Below are 16,918 nucleotides of genomic sequence, written 5' to 3'. Positions count from 1 at the left end.
GCAGTTCCATCGTTGAGCGATGGGATTTCACCTCTGACTTAATTGACCGCCTGCGGACCCTTTAAACCCAATGATTCCGGATAACGCTCGGACCCTCCGTATTACCGCGGCTGCTGGCACGGAGTTAGCCGGTCCTTATTCTTACAGTACCGTCAAGGATCTACACGTAGATCGGTTTCTTCCTGTATAAAAGCAGTTTACAACCCATAGGGCAGTCATCCTGCACGCGGCATGGCTGGTTCAGAGTTGCCTCCATTGACCAATATTCCTCACTGCTGCCTCCCGTAGGAGTCTGGTCCGTGTCTCAGTACCAGTGTGGGGGATAATCCTCTCAGACCCCCTACCTATCGTTGCCATGGTAAGCCGTTACCTTACCATCTAGCTAATAGGACGCATAGTCATCTTGTACCCATAAATGTTTAATAGTATTCCGATGCCGAAACACTACATTATGGAGTATTAATCTTCATTTCTAAAGGCTATCCTCCTGTACAAGGCAGATTCTATACGCGTTACGCACCCGTTCGCCGGTCGTCATCTATGCAAGCATAATGTTACCCCTCGACTTGCATGTGTTAAGCCTGCCGCTAGCGTTCATCCTGAGCCAGGATCAAACTCTTCATTGTATATTTTAAATAATATTAATGAATAAGTTTCAAAAGAATTTAACTTCCTTAGAAGTTGTGGTTATTCTACTCTTATTTACGCTGTCAATTTCAATATTTTCAATGAACCTAGTTCTTTTTTAAAAGAACCAGAGATAAGAATAATCTTATCATTTTTTGTAGAAACGTTAGAATCGAACTAACTGACATACTATTGTCATTTCCAAATTTCTTTAATCGTTACGCTTTATGAAAGCGGTTGCAAATATACATTCTTTTATTTGTTTTAAACAAGTAAAATTTAACTTATTTTTTACATTTTATTAAAATGATACTTAACGATATTTTAAGGAACAGTTGTTAACTTTTAAACTTGCGTTTTGTTGTTAGCGGTTGCAAATCTACGTCCTTTTATTGGACTGACAAGGGGTTTTATTTGTTTATTTTAAAAGTATTTTATTAATCGCTGATTACTAGGAGATTGATTTGTGTGTTTTTTTATCTTTTATGTTCTATTAGTTTTAAAAAGTAGGATTCTGCTAAAATTAGCACGTATTAATATCTGAAATTATGGTTTTTTGGCCTGTTAAAAGTGGTTAAAAACAGCTTCGAATGTTTTGTTTTGCTATTTTAGTAATAGATTTTTATTTGTTTTTTTGATTTTAATACTGATAAAGTTCTCGATACTATTTTTTTGAAGGAAAAAAAATCACTCGAACTGACAGTTTATTTTCGTTAATCGGAATTTGCTTCCGATTTTTAGGTTGATTTCTGGGGTTCTCATTTTGATGCGATGCTGAAATAAATTTAGCAGGATGTTTTGAATTACCTAAACAGGATGAAAATCATTAGAACTGACAATTGTTGTTCGTTAATGGGAATTTCGTTTTGAATGCTCCAAACAAGAACAAACCTCACAGGTTTTTAAAACCTGTGAGGTTTAAGTTTTACTGCTCGAAATGATAGTATAAACTTTGCCTAAATTATAGTTAAGTTCTCGAATTATTAAAAAAAGTACAAATGCCTAGCCCCGATTGATGCTTTGTTTGAGCTCTTTTTTTGATTTTTCTTCAAAAAAAAGCGAGTGCGGAAAGCGGGTAATTGCTTCTAGAAAATTATCCCTTTAATATATATTCTTGGGGTTTTCTTGTCATTATATATAGGTGTCAAATTTTCTAATTATTTTACTGCTTCTCCCCTCTTTATTTATGTTGTTCAGATTTATTCTATAAAAAATAACAAAACAAGTCTATTTGTTTGAAATAAAACTTTAAGGTATTTTATTATTCTTATTTAGGGTAAAACACTTGCTTAAATAGAGTTTAATCATCTAAATAAAATCAACCTATTGATTTACAGCAATTAAATACTCTTTGCACTAACAGATATATTTATTATTTCAGTAAATTTCCCTTTTTTTTAAAAAAATACAGCAACAAGTTTTTTTATCTGAGATTAATCTTTAGATTTGTGTTTGTACAACAAATACAAAAATGACGTTACAAAACATCTGGCAAGGTTTCTATTTTTACTTTTATTTTTTTAATAAAGGCTGAGACTTTGTATCGTATTGTTAACTAACAAATATAACTTATAAAGTCTCGATATATCGGGGCTTTTTTTTTGATTTAAAATGAAACAAATTATAGCAATTCAAGGAGCAGAAGGATCTAACCATCATAAAGTAGCTCGTGATTTTTATGGCACTACAATTGGATTAAAAGAATGTATGTCTTTTGATGTTTTAGTAGATAGCTTACTTGATAAAACAGCAGATGTTGGTATTATGGCGTTAGAGAATACTATTGCAGGCTCTATTATTCCTAATTATGCTTTAATTGATAAAAATAATTTACAAATAATTGGTGAAGAATATTTAAATATTCATCATCATTTAATGGCACTTCCTAATCAAAAAATTGAAGATATTACCGAAGTATGTTCGCATCCGATGGCACTACTACAATGTAAAGAGTTTTTAAAAAAACATAAACATATTAAATTAGTAGAAGATGTTGATACTGCCGAAGTAGCCAAAAGAATTGCTAAAAATAACTTAAAAGGAGTTGCTGCCATTGCACCAAAAATTGCAGCGGAAATTTTTGGTTTAAATGTTATTGAAGATGACATTCAAACCATGAAAGAAAATTCAACCCGATTTGTTATTGTACAAACTAAAGAATCTAGTAACGGAATTGATACGATAAATAAAGCTTCCTTGAAATTTGTACTAGACCATAAAAGAGGTAGTTTAGCTACTCTTTTAAATGTATTAAGCGATTGCAAAATGAATTTAACAAAAATACAATCGTTACCAGTAATTGAAGCTCCTTGGAAATACTCGTTTTTTGTAGATGTTACCTTTAATGAATATAAAAATTACGAAAAGGCAATTTCTATTATTAAAATAATGGCAGAAGAATTTAAAGTATTAGGAGCATATAAAAACGGAAGAAAATAATGATTCAACCAGCAAAAAGATTAGATACCGTACAAGAATACTACTTCTCTAAAAAATTAAGAGAAGTTAGAGAGTTGGCAGCAGCAGGAAAACCAATTATCAATATGGGAATTGGTAGCCCTGATTTATTGCCTCCTACTAATGTAATTAATGCTATTCAAGAAAGTTTTGGAGATGCAACTGCTCATAAATATCAAAGTTATCAAGGATTACCTGAATTAAGAAACGCAATTTCTAAGTTCTATAATGAAAAATTTGGAGTAGCCTCTAATCCTGAAAATGAAATATTACCTTTAATGGGTAGTAAAGAAGGAATTATGCATATTTCTATGGCTTTTTTAAATGAAGGCGATAAAGTATTAATTCCAAACCCTGGTTATCCGACTTATACTTCTGTTACTAAATTAGTCGGTGCAACACCACTTTTTTACAACTTAAGTGATACAACTAACTGGCAACCAAACTTTGAAGAATTAGAAAAGTTAGATTTAGAAAACGTAAAAATTATGTGGGTGAATTATCCGCATATGCCAACGGGAACAAACGCAACTTTAGAAACTTTTGAAAAATTAGTAGCTTTTGGTAAAAAACATCAAATATTAATTGTTAATGATAATCCGTATAGTTTTATATTAAATGATAATCCTATCAGTATTTTACAAGTGGATGGTGCTAAAGAGATTGCTTTAGAATTAAATTCATTAAGTAAAACATTTAACATGGCAGGCTGGCGTGTTGGTATGGTTTTGGGTAATGCTAACTTTATCAATCAAATATTAAAGGTTAAAAGTAATATGGATTCTGGTATGTTTTACGGAATTCAAAAAGGTGCTATTGAAGCTTTACATTTATCTGATGAATGGTTTATCGCTCAGAATAAAATATATGAAGAGCGTAGAAATTTAATTTTTAAACTTGCTGATAAATTAAACTGTACTTATAATAAAAACTCAACAGGTTTGTTTGTTTGGGCTAAAATCCCTGAAGGAAAAACATCCGAAGAAACTGCCGATGAAATTTTATACGGAAAAGATATATTTATTACTCCTGGAACTGTTTTTGGTTCGCAAGGAGAAGGTTATATTCGTTTTTCATTATGTATTACAAAAGAAGTAATTAAAGAAGCAATTAATAGATTTGCCTAAATAGGTAAAATAAAATATCATTTCTGTAATAGAAATGCAGTAAAATAATAATATGAACGTATTTGTAATTGGTGTTGGTTTAATTGGTGGAAGCATGGTTTTAGATATTCAAAGAGAATATCCTGAGGCTGTTGTTTATGGAATTGATGCCAGCGAAAATCATTTAGATGAAGCTAAAAAAATTGGCGTAATTCATCATAAATCAACGTTTAGCGAATTAGAAAAAGCAAGTATTGTAATTATTTCAATACCTGTTGATGTTCAAATAGCAATAATACCTAAAGTTTTAGATATTATTGCTGATGATTGTTTAGTTTTAGATGTAGGTTCTACAAAAGCAAACATTTGTGAAGCTATTAAAAATCATCCGAAGCGAAGAAATTTTTTAGCAACACACCCTATTGCAGGTACTGAATTTTCAGGACCAACAGCAGCACATGAGAATTTGTTTAAACAAAAAACAAATATTATTTGTGAAGTAGAAAAAACAGCTTTCAAATTACAAGAAATAGCTTTAGATATTTTCTCAAAATTAGGAATGAGAATTCGTTATATGGATGCAAAATCGCACGATAAACACATTGCGTATGTATCTCATTTATCGCATATCAGTTCTTTTATGTTAGGAAAAACTGTTATCGAAAAAGAAAAAAACGAACGTGATATTTTTGATATGGCAGGTTCTGGTTTTGCTTCAACAGTACGTTTAGCAAAAAGTTCACCAGCAATGTGGACAGCTATTTTTAAACAAAATAAAGACAATGTTGTAGAAACTTTGGATGAGTATATCAATAATTTACAACAATTTAAAGAATTAATACTAGAAGATGATTTTACTGAAATCCATAACGAAATGGAAAGTACAAATCACATAAAACAAATATTAAACGGCATAAAATAAAGGCCATAATAATTATTAAAATGGAAAATACAAAAGAATTAAGAACATGGTTGGATGATATGAATTTAGCACATCCACTAGTAATAGCAGGGCCTTGTAGTGCAGAAACCGAAGAGCAGGTTTTAAAAATTGCACACGAATTAAAAGATTCTGATGTAAACTATTTTAGAGCAGGAATTTGGAAACCAAGAACTAGACCTGGAAATTTTGAAGGTGTAGGTTCTTTAGGTTTAAAGTGGTTACAAAAAGTAAAAGAAGAAACAGGTATGAAAACCTGTACTGAAGTTGCCAATGCAGCCCACGTAAAATTAGCTTTAGAACATGATATAGATTTATTATGGATTGGTGCAAGAACTGCAGTCTCTCCGTTTATTATGCAGGAATTAGCAGACGCTTTACATGGTACAGATAAAATTGTATTGGTAAAAAACCCTATAAATCCAGATTTAGCTTTGTGGTTAGGTGGAATTGAAAGATTATACACTGCAGATATTAAAAACTTAGGAGCTATTCATAGAGGGTTTTCAACTTATGAAAAATCAAAATATAGAAACGTTCCTGAATGGCAAATTGCAATTGAGTTTAAAAATAGATTCCCTGATTTACCTTTAATTTGTGACCCTTCACATATTACAGGAAACAGAGAAATGATTTTTGATGTTTGTCAAACTGCTTTAGATTTAAACTTTGATGGTTTAATGGTTGAAACTCATTTTGACCCTGAAAAGGCTTGGAGTGATGCTGCTCAACAAGTAACTCCTACTAAGTTAAAGCAGATTATGACTGATTTAAAAATTAGAAAAGCAACAGAAACTGATTCTGAATACAGAGAATCTTTAGATAATTTACGTGCTCAAATTAATATTGTTGATGGACAACTAATAGAAATGATGGGCAAAAGAATGAAAGTTGCCGATAAAATTGGTGCTTTAAAGAAAGATATGAACGTTGCTGTTTTACAGTCTAGACGTTGGAATGAAATTCTTGGAAACATGATTCTTGAAGGTGAAAGCAAAGGATTAAGCGAAGAATTTGTTTTAAAAATGTTTAAAGCAATTCACCAAGAATCTATTAATCATCAAGAAAAAATTATTAAAGGATAAAAAAAAGGAGCTTCAATTGAAGCTCCTTTTTTTATAAAAGATTAAGGTATTATTTTAATCTTTTAAAAATATATCTTGTAATAAAAATACCATTTTTATCACCTTTACCTCCATAACTCTCAACTCCTGAATTTACAAAAGCTAAATCCCATCCTTCTTCAACCATGGTATTTATTTTTGAGCTAATTACAGCATCGTTTGCTACAATATTCTGAAATCTAATTCCTCCTATATTAAAGAAGTTTAATAATTTAGTTTCATCGAAGTTTTTTACTCTAATCTCAGCACGGTTAGATTTATTTCTTTTGTCTTTCTTTTTTTCACTAGACCTTGTTGATGTAAAACTCTTATAATCTCTGTCTTCATTAGATGAGATTAATCTTGACCTACCTAATCCATTAGGAATTGTTGATTCTACACTTGTAATAACCTTGTACTCAAATTTTTGAGCGTTTACTGATGTTAAACCTAATGCAATAAATACAATTAGTAATAATGCTTTTTTCATAAAAAATTATTTTATTTTTTTTAATAATTGCACAATATAATCTTTTTAAATTTAAAATATTCAAATTGTATAAGATGCCTAGCCCCGATTGAAGCATTTGTTTGAGCTCTTTTTTATTTTTCTTTTCGAAAAAATAAAAAAAGCGAGTGCGGAAAGCGGGAAATTGCTTCAAATCATTTTTATATCATTAGTAATATTAAAAATCACTCTATTTGATATTATTATTTTACATAAATTTCTGCATCTTTGTGCCATGACAGGAATCGTATATAAATCTACAGGAAGTTGGTATTGGGTAAAGTGTGAGGACGTTTTATACAAATGCCGTATTAAAGGAAAATTTCGACTAAAAGGTATTAAAAGTACCAATCCGATTGCCGTTGGAGACAAAGTTAATTTTGAATTAGAAACCAAGAATAACGAAGAAACAGGTTTAATTACCGAAATTCATGAACGTGATAATTTTATTGTTCGTAAATCGGTAAATTTATCTAAGCAAACACATATTATCGCATCTAATATTGACCAAGTTTTTTTGCTGGTTACTATTAACAATCCGCCTACTTTTACCACTTTTATTGATAGATTTTTAGTTTCTACAAGAGCTTACAGAATTGATACTATTTTAGTTTTTAATAAAATAGATTCTTACGAAATTGAAGAACGTGGTGAAATTTTATACCTAAAAGATATTTATGAAACTATCGGTTACCGATGTATTGAAGTATCTGCAAAGGAAAACACCAATGTTGATAAAATTAAAGAAATGATGCTTGGAAAAACCTCAATGTTTGTAGGACATTCAGGTGTTGGAAAAACTACTTTGGTAAATGCTATTGATACAAATCTGAACTTAAAAACAAAGGAAATTTCAGACCAACATAATCAAGGAAAACACACCACAACTTTTGCAGAAATGTTCGATTTAAGCATCGAAAACTCAAAAGATGCCCGAATTATTGATACTCCAGGTATTAAAGGTTTTGGAGTTGTTGATATTGATAAATATGAATTAGGCGATTATTTTCCTGAATTTTTTGAACTAAAACAACATTGTAAATTCAATAACTGTATTCATGTTAACGAACCTAAATGCGCTGTAAAAGATGCTTTAGAAGAAGATACTATTTCTTGGGAACGTTATAAAAGTTATTTGCAAATTTTAGAAGGTGAAGAAGAACATTATCGTACTGATATTTGGGAAAAAGATAAAGAGTAAATGAAAGCAGTTGTTCAAAGAGTAAATAAAGCTAGTGTAACTATTGAAGGAGAAAAAGTTGCTGATATTCAAAATGGTTTGCTAATTTTAGTAGGCATTACTGATGATGATAATACAGAAGATATTAACTGGTTATCTAAAAAATTAACGAATCTTCGAATTTTTAATGATGAAAATCAGGTGATGAATCAATCTTTAATTGATATTAAAGGAGATGCAATTATCGTTAGTCAATTTACATTACAAGCATCAACAAAAAAAGGAAACAGACCAAGCTACATGAACGCTTCAAAACCTGAAATCGCCATTCCTTTATATAATCAATTTATAAATCAGGTAGAAAACGACTTAGGTAAAAAAGTACAAACTGGTAAATTTGGTGCAGATATGAAAGTAGAACTTTTAAATGATGGACCTGTTACTATTATTATTGATAGTAAAAATAAAGTTTAAAACTACTGTTTTATAGTTAGTAGCAATTCAACAAAAAGATATTCACTTTTAAAGTATAAATGAAAAAACCAAGAAGCAAATGTTACAAATGCATGATGCCTTCATCTTCATGTATTTGTAAATACATTAATCGTTCCCAAACCAAAACTCGTTTTATTATTCTTATGCACCCAAAAGAGTACAAAAAAGAAAGAAACGGAACGGGACGTATGACAAATCTTCAACTTGAAAATTCTGAAATTATAGTTGGTGTAGATTTCACAAATAATAAACGTGTAAATGAAATACTGACTGAAGAAAAAAATTCTTCTTTTTTACTTTACCCTGGAGAAGATACTTTTAATTTATCAATAAGAGAAAGTTCAGACATAATTTCATTTATGGGTGATAATCCACATATTTTTATTCTTGATGGAACATGGCCTTGCGCTCGTAAAATGCTAAAATTAAGTAAAAACTTACAAAAACTAAAAAGAGTAAGCTTTGATAATAAAATAAAATCGAAATTTACGATTAAACAACAACCAGCACCTCTTTGTCTTAGCACTATTGAATCAGTTTATACAGTCTTAAATTTACTTAATCAAAGTAATTTAGAACAATGTAATACAAAGGATTTTCTTATTCCTTTTGAAAAAATGATTGACCATCAAATTAAATGTATGGTAGACACAAATAACAAAGAGCTTATCCCTAAGAATGTTTATAAAAAAAATATGGAAAGAAGTATTATTTTTGAACAAGAAAATTAGTTGTCTTTTTTGTGAAATTTATAAATATTCATACACATACTAATTCTGATGAAAATTTTAGTATTTTAAATTGTTATCCTAATTCAACAGATTTTAATACGCCTTTTTCTATCGGGATTCATCCGTGGTTTATCCTTGAAGAAAGAATTGAAGATGAAGTTCTATTTATCAAAAAAAAGCTACTTCATAAAAATTGTTATGCCATTGGCGAATGTGGTTTAGATAAATTATCTGAAGTAAATTACAGACTTCAAATTCCTGTTTTTAAAGAACATATTAAGTTATCAGAAGAATTAAAAAAACCATTAATTATACATTGTGTAAAAGCTTTTCAAGATATACTCCGTTTGAAAAAAGAATTAAAACCTACGCAAAAATGGATTATTCACGGTTTTAATAAAAATAATCAAATTGCTACTGATTTTATCAAAAATGATTGTTTTTTATCCTTCGGAAAAGCATTGTTAACATCAACTAAATTACAAGAGGTATTTTTAAATATTCCGTTGGATAAAATTTTCTTAGAAACAGATGATGCAAAAATTGATATTTCCACTGTTTATGAAAAAGCAAGTAACATCAAAAAAATTAGCATGAAAAAGCTACAAAAAAATATACATCAAAATTTTAATACAATATTTACAAAATGAGTTGGTTAGAAAGAACAGAGTTATTAGTTCAGAAAGAAGGAATGAAAAAGCTAAAAAAAGCAAACATATTAATTGTTGGCTTAGGTGGAGTTGGCTCATTTGCAGCAGAATTTATAGCAAGAGCTGGTGTTGGAAAAATGACAATTGTTGATGGTGATGCTTTTGATGAAACTAATAAAAATAGACAGTTACCCGCATTAGATAGTACTGTTGGAAAAACAAAAGTAAGCGTAATTGCCGACAGAATTAAAGATATAAACCCTGAAATAGAACTAACAGCAATAGAAGAATTTTTATCACCAGAAAGAGCTTTTGAAATAGTTAGTACTGAATATGATTATGTAATGGATTGTATTGATAGTATTACTCCTAAAATCAATTTAATTGTTGCCGCTAAAAGAAAAAAAGTAAAATTAGTTAGCTCAATGGGTGCTGGTGGAAAATTAGATGCTAGTAAAGTAGTTGTAAAAGACATCAGTAAAACAAAAAACTGTAAAATGGCACGTGCTTTAAAAAAGCGATTAAAAGAACGAAAAGTAAACAAAGGTATTACTGCTGTTTACTCTGAAGAAGTTCAAATTGCCGAAAGCTTACAACTAACAAATGGAGCTAATTTTAAAAAATCTTTTTATGGAACTATTAGCTATATGCCCGCCGCTTTTGGCTTACAAGCTAGTTCTTATGTTATTAACAAAATCTTAACGAAAAAATAATTTCCAAGGAAACTATTTTTAAAGTATATTTGTTCTAAAATAAAAATCAATTATTAAATACAAATAATCATGAAAAAATCAATTTTAGCTATTGCACTTATAGCAATTACTGCCGTTTCTTGTAAATCAGAAAAAAATAAAGTAACAGCTAACCAAGAAGTTAAAGATATTAAAAAAGTAGAAAATGTAATTAGCTCTTATAAAGCAAATATTGCAGAATCTACAGTTACCTGGAAAGGAAACAAACCAACAGGTTCTCATAATGGTACTGTTAGTATTACTAAAGGATTGTTTGAAATTGAAAACAACGTACTTAAATCTGGTGAGTTTGTTATTGATATGAATTCAATTTTATGTGCCGATTTAGAAGTTGCTGATGGTAAAGAAAAATTAGAAAATCATTTGAAAGGTTCTGACTTTTTTGATGTTAAAAAGTTTCCTACAGCTAAGTTTGAAATAGCAAATTCTGAAGTTAAAGATGGAAAATTACAAATAACAGGTAATTTAACACTTAGAGGAACTACAAAGAGTATTACAATTCCTGCAACGGTTACTCAAAGTGAAGGTGTAGCTAGTATTAAAAGTGATATTTTTAGTATTGATAGAACTGATTTTGGAGTTACTTACAAATCTAAAAAAATTGATGCTGCTTTAAAAGATAAATTTATTAACGATTTGTTAGAGATTTCTTTTAATATTAAGGCTAAAAAATAATTTTAGATACATAAAAAAGGGCTGACATTTTATTATGTCAGCCCTTTTTTTGTGTTTAGTTTTATACTTTGATATAAGATTCTACTTCAAAAAGTGTTTTAAAATGTTTTAATATTTTTTGTTTTACCTCAGCTTCTGAAATTTCATAACCTAATTCAGCCTGCATAGAAGTAACTGCTTTGCCTCTAATTCCGCAAGGAATAATATTATCAAAATAACCTAAATTTACATTTACATTTAAAGCAAAACCATGCATAGTTACCCATCTACTTGCACGAATTCCCATAGCGCAAATTTTTCGAGGAAACGGTGTTCCTACTCCTAGCCAAACACCTGTTTCGCCATCGCTACGACCTGCTTCTAAGCCGTATTCGGCAATTGTTAATATAATTGCTTCTTCTAAGAAACGTAAGTATTTATGGATGTCTGTGAAAAAATTTTCTAAATCAAGTATCGGATAGCCTACTATTTGCCCTGGACCATGATAGGTAATATCTCCTCCTCTATTTATTTTATAAAAAGTAGCTCCTTTTTCTTTTAATTGTGCTTCATTTAATAATAAATTACTTAAATCTCCTGATTTACCAAGGGTGTAAACATGTGGATGTTCAACAAATAGAAAATGATTGGGCGTGCTAATTTTCAAGGATTTATTTCTGTTTTCTCGTTTTAAAGAAACGATTTTTTCTAATAATTTAGCTTGATAATCCCAAGTGTATTTATAATCTTTTTGACCTAAATCACTAACTGTTATATTTTTATTCATAAATTTGTATCCTAAAACAATCCCCCAAAGGTACTAAAATTAACACCAAGCTGTTATAACAATGCCTATTAACAATTCATAATTATGATAAAAAAAAATCCTTCAATACTCTTTTTCTTTTTTATTTTTTTAGCAACAAATTCCTTCTCTCAAAATTTTTGGAATACAGCTGTAAAAAAAGAGACTTCTAGTCAACAAGTTAAACCTTTAAGCAGAAAAAATACGCCTGAAAAATACCGTTTAGCAACACTAAATTTAAATGGTCTTCAAAATCATTTAACAGGTTTTAAATCAAAAAGAAGTCAACATATTATAACATTACCTGATTCTGAAGGTAAATTACAACGATTTTCTATTAAAGAAACTTCTTATTTAGCTCCTGAATTAGCGGCTAAATTCCCGATGATTAAGTCTTATTCTGGGCAAGGAATTGATGATCCTACGGCTATTGCTAAAATTAGTTTAGGTGCCAATGGTGTACATGCACTTATTTATTCAGCTAATAAAAGCATTGTATATATCGACCCTTATACGGTTGATAAAAAACAATATATCATCTATAAAAAATCAGCTTTAAAAGCTAAAGAGAATGATTTTAGATGTCAAGTTGAAAGCACGGCTAAAAAAACAATGACTTCATCAATTCAAAAAAGAAATGCCAATGATGGTATTTTAAGAACTTTTAGAATTGCTATTGCCTGTACTAATGAGTATTCATCATTTCATTTAAACAGACAAAATATTGCCAGTTCAGCTACCGATGCTGTAAAAAAAGCAGTTGTTTTATCGGCAATTAATACGACAATGACTCGTGTAAACGAAGTTTATGAAAGAGATTTAGCCGTTAGAATGGTACTTGTAAATAATAACGATGAGTTAATATTTTTAGAAAGTAACGGTGATGATGGTTTAACCGATGATAATGCAGATGCTTTAATTGATGAAAGTCAAGCAAAGTGTGATGCAATTATTGGAGATGCAAATTATGATATAGGTCACACATTTAGCACCGGTGGTGGTGGTTTAGCACAAGTTCGTTCGGTATGTGTTACCGGCTATAAAGCTAGTGGTATAACAGGTAGTTCACAACCCATCAATGATCCTTATGATATTGACTATGTGTGCCATGAAATAGGGCATCAATTTGGAGGTACACACACACAAAATAACGACTGTAACAAATCATCAACCTCTGTCGAACCAGGAAGTGGTTCGACAATTATGGGGTATGCAGGTATTTGTTCACCTAATGTTCAAGGAAATAGTGATCCGTATTTTCATGCAGTAAGTATGGCTCAAATGTGGGCGCATATGCAAAATAGTGGAAGTTGTGCAACACAATCAAGCACTAATAACGATGCTCCTACAGCTAATGCAGGTAAAAATGTAAGTATTCCTAAAGGAACTCCTTTTGTTTTAGAAGGAATAGCTACCGATGCGCAAGGACTTAACAGTCTTACCTATAACTGGGAGCAAATTGATACTCAAAAAGCAACAATGCCTCCTGTTTCAACAAGTACAGCAGGCCCTACTTTTAGGTCTTTAAATCCTACAAAATCACCTAAAAGATATTTCCCTATTTTTGAAGATGTTATAAACGGAACTTCTAACCAATGGATTGTTCTTCCTACGGTAGCTAGAGAATTAAATTTTTCATTAACCGTTAGAGACAACAATGCAGGTGGTGGGAATTCGGCAAGAGATGACATGAAAATTACAGTAACCGATGCAGCGCCTTTTACTGTAACAGTACCCAACACAAATGTTACTTGGATTACAGGAGATCAGCAAACAATTTCATGGAATAAAGGAACAACAGACAGCGCACCAATAAACTGTGCAAAAGTAACTATTAAACTTTCTGTTGATGGAGGTATTACCTTTCCAATTATTTTAAAAGAGAATACTCCTAATGATGGATCTGAAGAAATTACCATACCAAATAATATCACAACACAGGCTAGAATACTTGTAGAGGCTGCCGATAACGTCTTTTATAATGTGAACCCTACTAATTTCACTATTAATTCAACAGATCCTACTTTTTTAATAACCAATAAAACAGCCAAACAAACAACCTGTAAATCAGGAACTAATGCCGTAAATTATACTGTTAATTTTAGTTTTTTAAATGGTCTTAAAGAAACAGTAACTTTAAGTGCTACTAATTTACCTACTGGTGTTACCGCTAGTTTTACTCCAGCAACTATAAACTCCAATGGCGATGCTACCCTAATGCTTAAAAATTTCAGCAACAGTATAGCTCAAGATTACATCTTTAATATTCAAGGGAAATCAGCAAGTGTTACCCAAACAACTCAAGGAGAATTACAAGTAATTCAAGATGTTTTAACAACTGTTAATCCTATCTTTCCAATAGATGCCGATACAGATACTAGTATAGCTCCCGAATTTAAGTGGACACAAGACGATAATGCTACTGCATATCAAATAGAGGTTGCTACTGATGCTAATTTTTCAACTATTGTAATTGACCAACAAGCGAACACCAACGCATATACCTCAACCACTTCATTAGTTGGTAGCACTACCTATTACTGGCGTATAAAGCCTAAAAACTCCTGTGCTGAAGGAACTTTTTCTAAGGTTTATAAATTTACAACCCAAGTACCTTCTTATTGTGCTTCAACATTTACCGATGAAGCTGGAGGTGCCAACCACATTAGCAATGTAACTTTTAATAGCATCAATAATAATTCAGGGAACGATAAGGTAGATGGTTATGAAGATTTTACTTCAAAAAGCACCACTGTAAAAAGAACAGAATCTCATCAAATAAGCGTTACTTTAAATACCGATGGATACCAAGATCATTGTTATGTATTTATCGACTGGAATCAAGATTTTATCTTTAATACTACTGATGAAAGATATGATTTAGGTACCAAATCAGGAGATAAAGTAAATTCAACATATACCATTAATATTCCTAAAAATGCCGCTTTAGGAAGCACTCGAATTAGAGTAGTTTCAGAATATGATGACCCTACTAATGGCTATGGTGATGGCGCTTGCGATTCAAACCACAAAGAAGAATGGGGTGAAACAGAAGATTATACCTTAATTGTAACAGAAAAACCTCAGCCAGACTTTACACTAACAAATACTTCAGGTAATTTTTCTATTTGTAATAAAGCGACTAATCAGCAAGTTTTTACCATGGCTTATAAAGCATTGGTAAAATTCAACGAAAACATTGTTTTTTCAGTTACAGGGCTTCCTGCAAATGCTACGGCTACCTTTTCGCCGAATCCTTTTAAAGAAAATGACACCGTAAAATTAACTGTTTCTAACTTAAAAAATGCAGCTATTGGCGATTACCAAATGGTGGTTACCGCTACAGCATCTTCTATTAAAAAATCAGTAAATATTCCTTTTAATGTAAACAATACGCTTTGTAAATCAGCAGGGAGTATGAGCTCTCAAATTAGCACAACGCTTGTTCGTTTTGGAAGTATTGATAATACCTCTACAAAAACAACAGGATATACCAACTACACAGCAATCGATACTCAGGTTATAAAAGGTGAAGCGTATCCGTTAGTGGTTAATGCAAATTCGGCAGGAAATCAAACGGTACAAACATTTGCTTGGGTTGACTGGAATCAAAATTGTTTGTTTGATGCTAATGAAAAATATGATTTAGGAACAACAAGCAACGCAAATACAGCAACTAAAAATAGTGGATTAAAAATTGCTGTTCCTTCGGATGCTTTATTAGGAACAACCATTTTAAGAATTGTAACTCAAAAAGAAGGTTCTCAAAACTCAAACGAATGTCAATTAGGTTTTAATGGTGAAGTAGAAGATTATACCATTAAAATCACACCCGATTTTACATTAAAAAGCCAAAAACCAGCAATATCTATTTGTAATAAAGCAGTGAATAAAGTAGCTTATAAAATTGATTTTAAATCATTAAATGACTTTAATGAAAACGTTACTTTCTTAGCAGAAAACGCCCCTGAAAATGCTGTTGTAACTTTTAATCCTACAACAATTAACAAAACAGGAGCCTTTACAGTACATATTAATAATTTAAACAATGCCCCTATTGGAAATTATACCGTTAAAGTAATAGCAACTGCTGGTTTACTAAAAAAATCAATTAACTTAACACTTGTTGTTAATGACCGTTATTGCAAATCAAAAGGAAATAGCACTTCAAAAATAAGCCTAACCAACGTTAGTTTTGCAGGGATTAATAATAGTTCAACAAAAACAACTGGTTATTCTAATTTTACTTCGGTTACAACACCTGTTGTTAGAGGTGAGCAATATGATTTAAATATTGAAGTTGATAGCGATGGAAATAACGCACTAAAAACCTTCGGATGGATTGATTGGAATCAAAATTTGATATTTGAAGAAAATGAATCATTTAATTTAACAACAAATAACACTACGATAACCATTCCTGAGGATGCAAAACTAGGCGCAACAATCTTACGTATTTTAACCAGAAAAGAAACTACCGACAAAGAAAATTCTTGTGAGTTTAATTTTGATGGTGAAGTAGAAGATTATACTATTAATATTGATGAAAGTTTTGCGACATCTGCAAATTTATTTACCGATTTAAAAATATACCCTGTACCTTCATACGGAACATTAACCGTAAACTTTAAGGTGAAAGAAAAAAACCTAACCATTATTAAATTAATTGATGCAAGAGGGCAATTATTAGAAACACAAACATTTTCAACAATATCTAGTAATTTTAATAAAGAAATTAAATTTAAAAAAGTAAGCCGCGGAATTTACTTTATACAAATTCAAAATGACGGTAAACTAAGTACCCGTAAAATTATGATGAAATAAAAAAAAATTACATCAAAAAAAAGCGAGCTTAACAGCTCGTTTTTTTTTACACAAACTTTAAATAACAACTTCAAACAACACGCTAA

General features: G+C 30.7%; 13 protein-coding genes and 1 rRNA gene (1 of these 14 cut by a window edge). 11 read left to right on the top strand and 3 right to left on the bottom strand.

Translation table 11 applies throughout. From position 1 onward, the window contains the following. A 16S ribosomal RNA gene (locus ABNT14_RS02105) occupies window positions 1-626 on the bottom strand; it reaches 892 nt to the left of the window's first position. A 1,612-nt stretch (window positions 627-2,238) separates the two neighbouring features. On the opposite strand from ABNT14_RS02105, the gene ABNT14_RS02100 reads away from it, so the two are divergent. The 4 genes from ABNT14_RS02100 to ABNT14_RS02085 are packed head-to-tail and all read left to right on the top strand — an operon-like array spanning window position 2,239 to window position 6,215. Beyond that, a complete protein-coding gene (locus ABNT14_RS02100; RefSeq protein ID WP_101902632.1) occupies window positions 2,239-3,066 on the top strand; it encodes a prephenate dehydratase in 828 nt (275 codons plus the stop codon). Further along, on the top strand, window positions 3,066-4,211 hold the full coding sequence (locus ABNT14_RS02095; protein ID WP_101902631.1) for a pyridoxal phosphate-dependent aminotransferase: 1,146 nt from the start codon (window positions 3,066-3,068) through the stop codon (window positions 4,209-4,211). Before ABNT14_RS02100 ends, ABNT14_RS02095 begins: the two co-directional genes overlap by 1 nt. Window positions 4,212-4,263: 52 nt before the next feature. Next, window positions 4,264-5,112 carry a prephenate dehydrogenase gene (locus tag ABNT14_RS02090; protein WP_101902630.1) on the top strand — a complete coding sequence of 283 codons (849 nt, stop codon included), beginning with the start codon at window positions 4,264-4,266 and terminating at the stop codon, window positions 5,110-5,112. 20 nt (window positions 5,113-5,132) lie between these two features. Continuing rightward, the gene (locus ABNT14_RS02085; protein ID WP_101902629.1) at window positions 5,133-6,215 is read left to right on the top strand and encodes a bifunctional 3-deoxy-7-phosphoheptulonate synthase/chorismate mutase type II; all 1,083 of its coding nucleotides are present in this window, start codon (window positions 5,133-5,135) and stop codon (window positions 6,213-6,215) included. 49 nt (window positions 6,216-6,264) lie between these two features. Here the strand turns inward: ABNT14_RS02085 and ABNT14_RS02080 are convergent, their stop codons facing one another. Continuing rightward, window positions 6,265-6,723 carry a hypothetical protein gene (locus ABNT14_RS02080; protein WP_101902628.1) on the bottom strand — a complete coding sequence of 153 codons (459 nt, stop codon included), beginning with the start codon at window positions 6,721-6,723 and terminating at the stop codon, window positions 6,265-6,267. A gap of 253 nt (window positions 6,724-6,976) precedes the next feature. Here ABNT14_RS02080 and rsgA point away from each other — a divergent pair, with 253 nt between their 5' ends. From rsgA to ABNT14_RS02050, 6 genes are all read left to right on the top strand, one after another. After that, window positions 6,977-7,942: a ribosome small subunit-dependent GTPase A gene (gene rsgA / locus ABNT14_RS02075; RefSeq protein WP_101902627.1), complete on the top strand. Its 966-nt coding sequence runs from the start codon at window positions 6,977-6,979 to the stop codon at window positions 7,940-7,942. Then, a complete protein-coding gene (gene dtd / locus ABNT14_RS02070) occupies window positions 7,943-8,395 on the top strand; it encodes a D-aminoacyl-tRNA deacylase (protein WP_101902626.1) in 453 nt (150 codons plus the stop codon). 59 nt (window positions 8,396-8,454) lie between these two features. Next, a complete protein-coding gene (locus ABNT14_RS02065; protein WP_101902625.1) occupies window positions 8,455-9,147 on the top strand; it encodes a DTW domain-containing protein in 693 nt (230 codons plus the stop codon). An 11-nt stretch (window positions 9,148-9,158) separates the two neighbouring features. Continuing rightward, entirely contained in the window at window positions 9,159-9,797 is a 639-nt protein-coding gene (locus tag ABNT14_RS02060; RefSeq protein WP_101902624.1) for a TatD family hydrolase, read from the top strand. Next, window positions 9,794-10,510 carry a tRNA threonylcarbamoyladenosine dehydratase gene (locus ABNT14_RS02055; protein WP_101902623.1) on the top strand — a complete coding sequence of 239 codons (717 nt, stop codon included), beginning with the start codon at window positions 9,794-9,796 and terminating at the stop codon, window positions 10,508-10,510. The genes ABNT14_RS02060 and ABNT14_RS02055 overlap by 4 nt, the downstream gene beginning before the upstream one ends. 69 nt (window positions 10,511-10,579) lie before the next feature. Next, window positions 10,580-11,224 carry a YceI family protein gene (locus ABNT14_RS02050; protein WP_101902622.1) on the top strand — a complete coding sequence of 215 codons (645 nt, stop codon included), beginning with the start codon at window positions 10,580-10,582 and terminating at the stop codon, window positions 11,222-11,224. A 61-nt stretch (window positions 11,225-11,285) separates the two neighbouring features. Here the strand turns inward: ABNT14_RS02050 and lipB are convergent, their stop codons facing one another. Continuing rightward, on the bottom strand, window positions 11,286-11,990 hold the full coding sequence (gene lipB / locus ABNT14_RS02045; RefSeq protein WP_101902621.1) for a lipoyl(octanoyl) transferase LipB: 705 nt from the start codon (window positions 11,988-11,990) through the stop codon (window positions 11,286-11,288). A gap of 84 nt (window positions 11,991-12,074) precedes the next feature. Here lipB and ABNT14_RS02040 point away from each other — a divergent pair, with 84 nt between their 5' ends. Further along, the gene (locus tag ABNT14_RS02040; RefSeq protein ID WP_101902620.1) at window positions 12,075-16,832 is read left to right on the top strand and encodes a GEVED domain-containing protein; all 4,758 of its coding nucleotides are present in this window, start codon (window positions 12,075-12,077) and stop codon (window positions 16,830-16,832) included. The last annotated feature ends 86 nt before the right edge of the window (window positions 16,833-16,918 follow it).

Source organism: Tenacibaculum dicentrarchi (assembly GCF_964036635.1).
In the GTDB taxonomy this organism is placed as follows: domain Bacteria; phylum Bacteroidota; class Bacteroidia; order Flavobacteriales; family Flavobacteriaceae; genus Polaribacter; species Polaribacter dicentrarchi.
This window is presented reverse-complemented; position numbering and strand designations above follow the sequence as displayed.

What these genes read in the sequence shown, in the direction of transcription:
- ABNT14_RS02080 (WP_101902628.1), bottom strand. Translation starts at nt 6,723, where the DNA reads ATGAAAAAAGCATTATTACTAATTGTATTTATTGCATTAGGTTTAACA.
- ABNT14_RS02100 (WP_101902632.1), top strand. Translation starts at nt 2,239, where the DNA reads ATGAAACAAATTATAGCAATTCAAGGAGCAGAAGGATCTAACCATCAT.
- ABNT14_RS02050 (WP_101902622.1), top strand. Translation starts at nt 10,580, where the DNA reads ATGAAAAAATCAATTTTAGCTATTGCACTTATAGCAATTACTGCCGTT.
- dtd (WP_101902626.1), top strand. Translation starts at nt 7,943, where the DNA reads ATGAAAGCAGTTGTTCAAAGAGTAAATAAAGCTAGTGTAACTATTGAA.
- rsgA (WP_101902627.1), top strand. Translation starts at nt 6,977, where the DNA reads ATGACAGGAATCGTATATAAATCTACAGGAAGTTGGTATTGGGTAAAG.
- ABNT14_RS02085 (WP_101902629.1), top strand. Translation starts at nt 5,133, where the DNA reads ATGGAAAATACAAAAGAATTAAGAACATGGTTGGATGATATGAATTTA.
- ABNT14_RS02040 (WP_101902620.1), top strand. Translation starts at nt 12,075, where the DNA reads ATGATAAAAAAAAATCCTTCAATACTCTTTTTCTTTTTTATTTTTTTA.
- ABNT14_RS02055 (WP_101902623.1), top strand. Translation starts at nt 9,794, where the DNA reads ATGAGTTGGTTAGAAAGAACAGAGTTATTAGTTCAGAAAGAAGGAATG.
- ABNT14_RS02065 (WP_101902625.1), top strand. Translation starts at nt 8,455, where the DNA reads ATGAAAAAACCAAGAAGCAAATGTTACAAATGCATGATGCCTTCATCT.
- lipB (WP_101902621.1), bottom strand. Translation starts at nt 11,990, where the DNA reads ATGAATAAAAATATAACAGTTAGTGATTTAGGTCAAAAAGATTATAAA.
- ABNT14_RS02090 (WP_101902630.1), top strand. Translation starts at nt 4,264, where the DNA reads ATGAACGTATTTGTAATTGGTGTTGGTTTAATTGGTGGAAGCATGGTT.
- ABNT14_RS02095 (WP_101902631.1), top strand. Translation starts at nt 3,066, where the DNA reads ATGATTCAACCAGCAAAAAGATTAGATACCGTACAAGAATACTACTTC.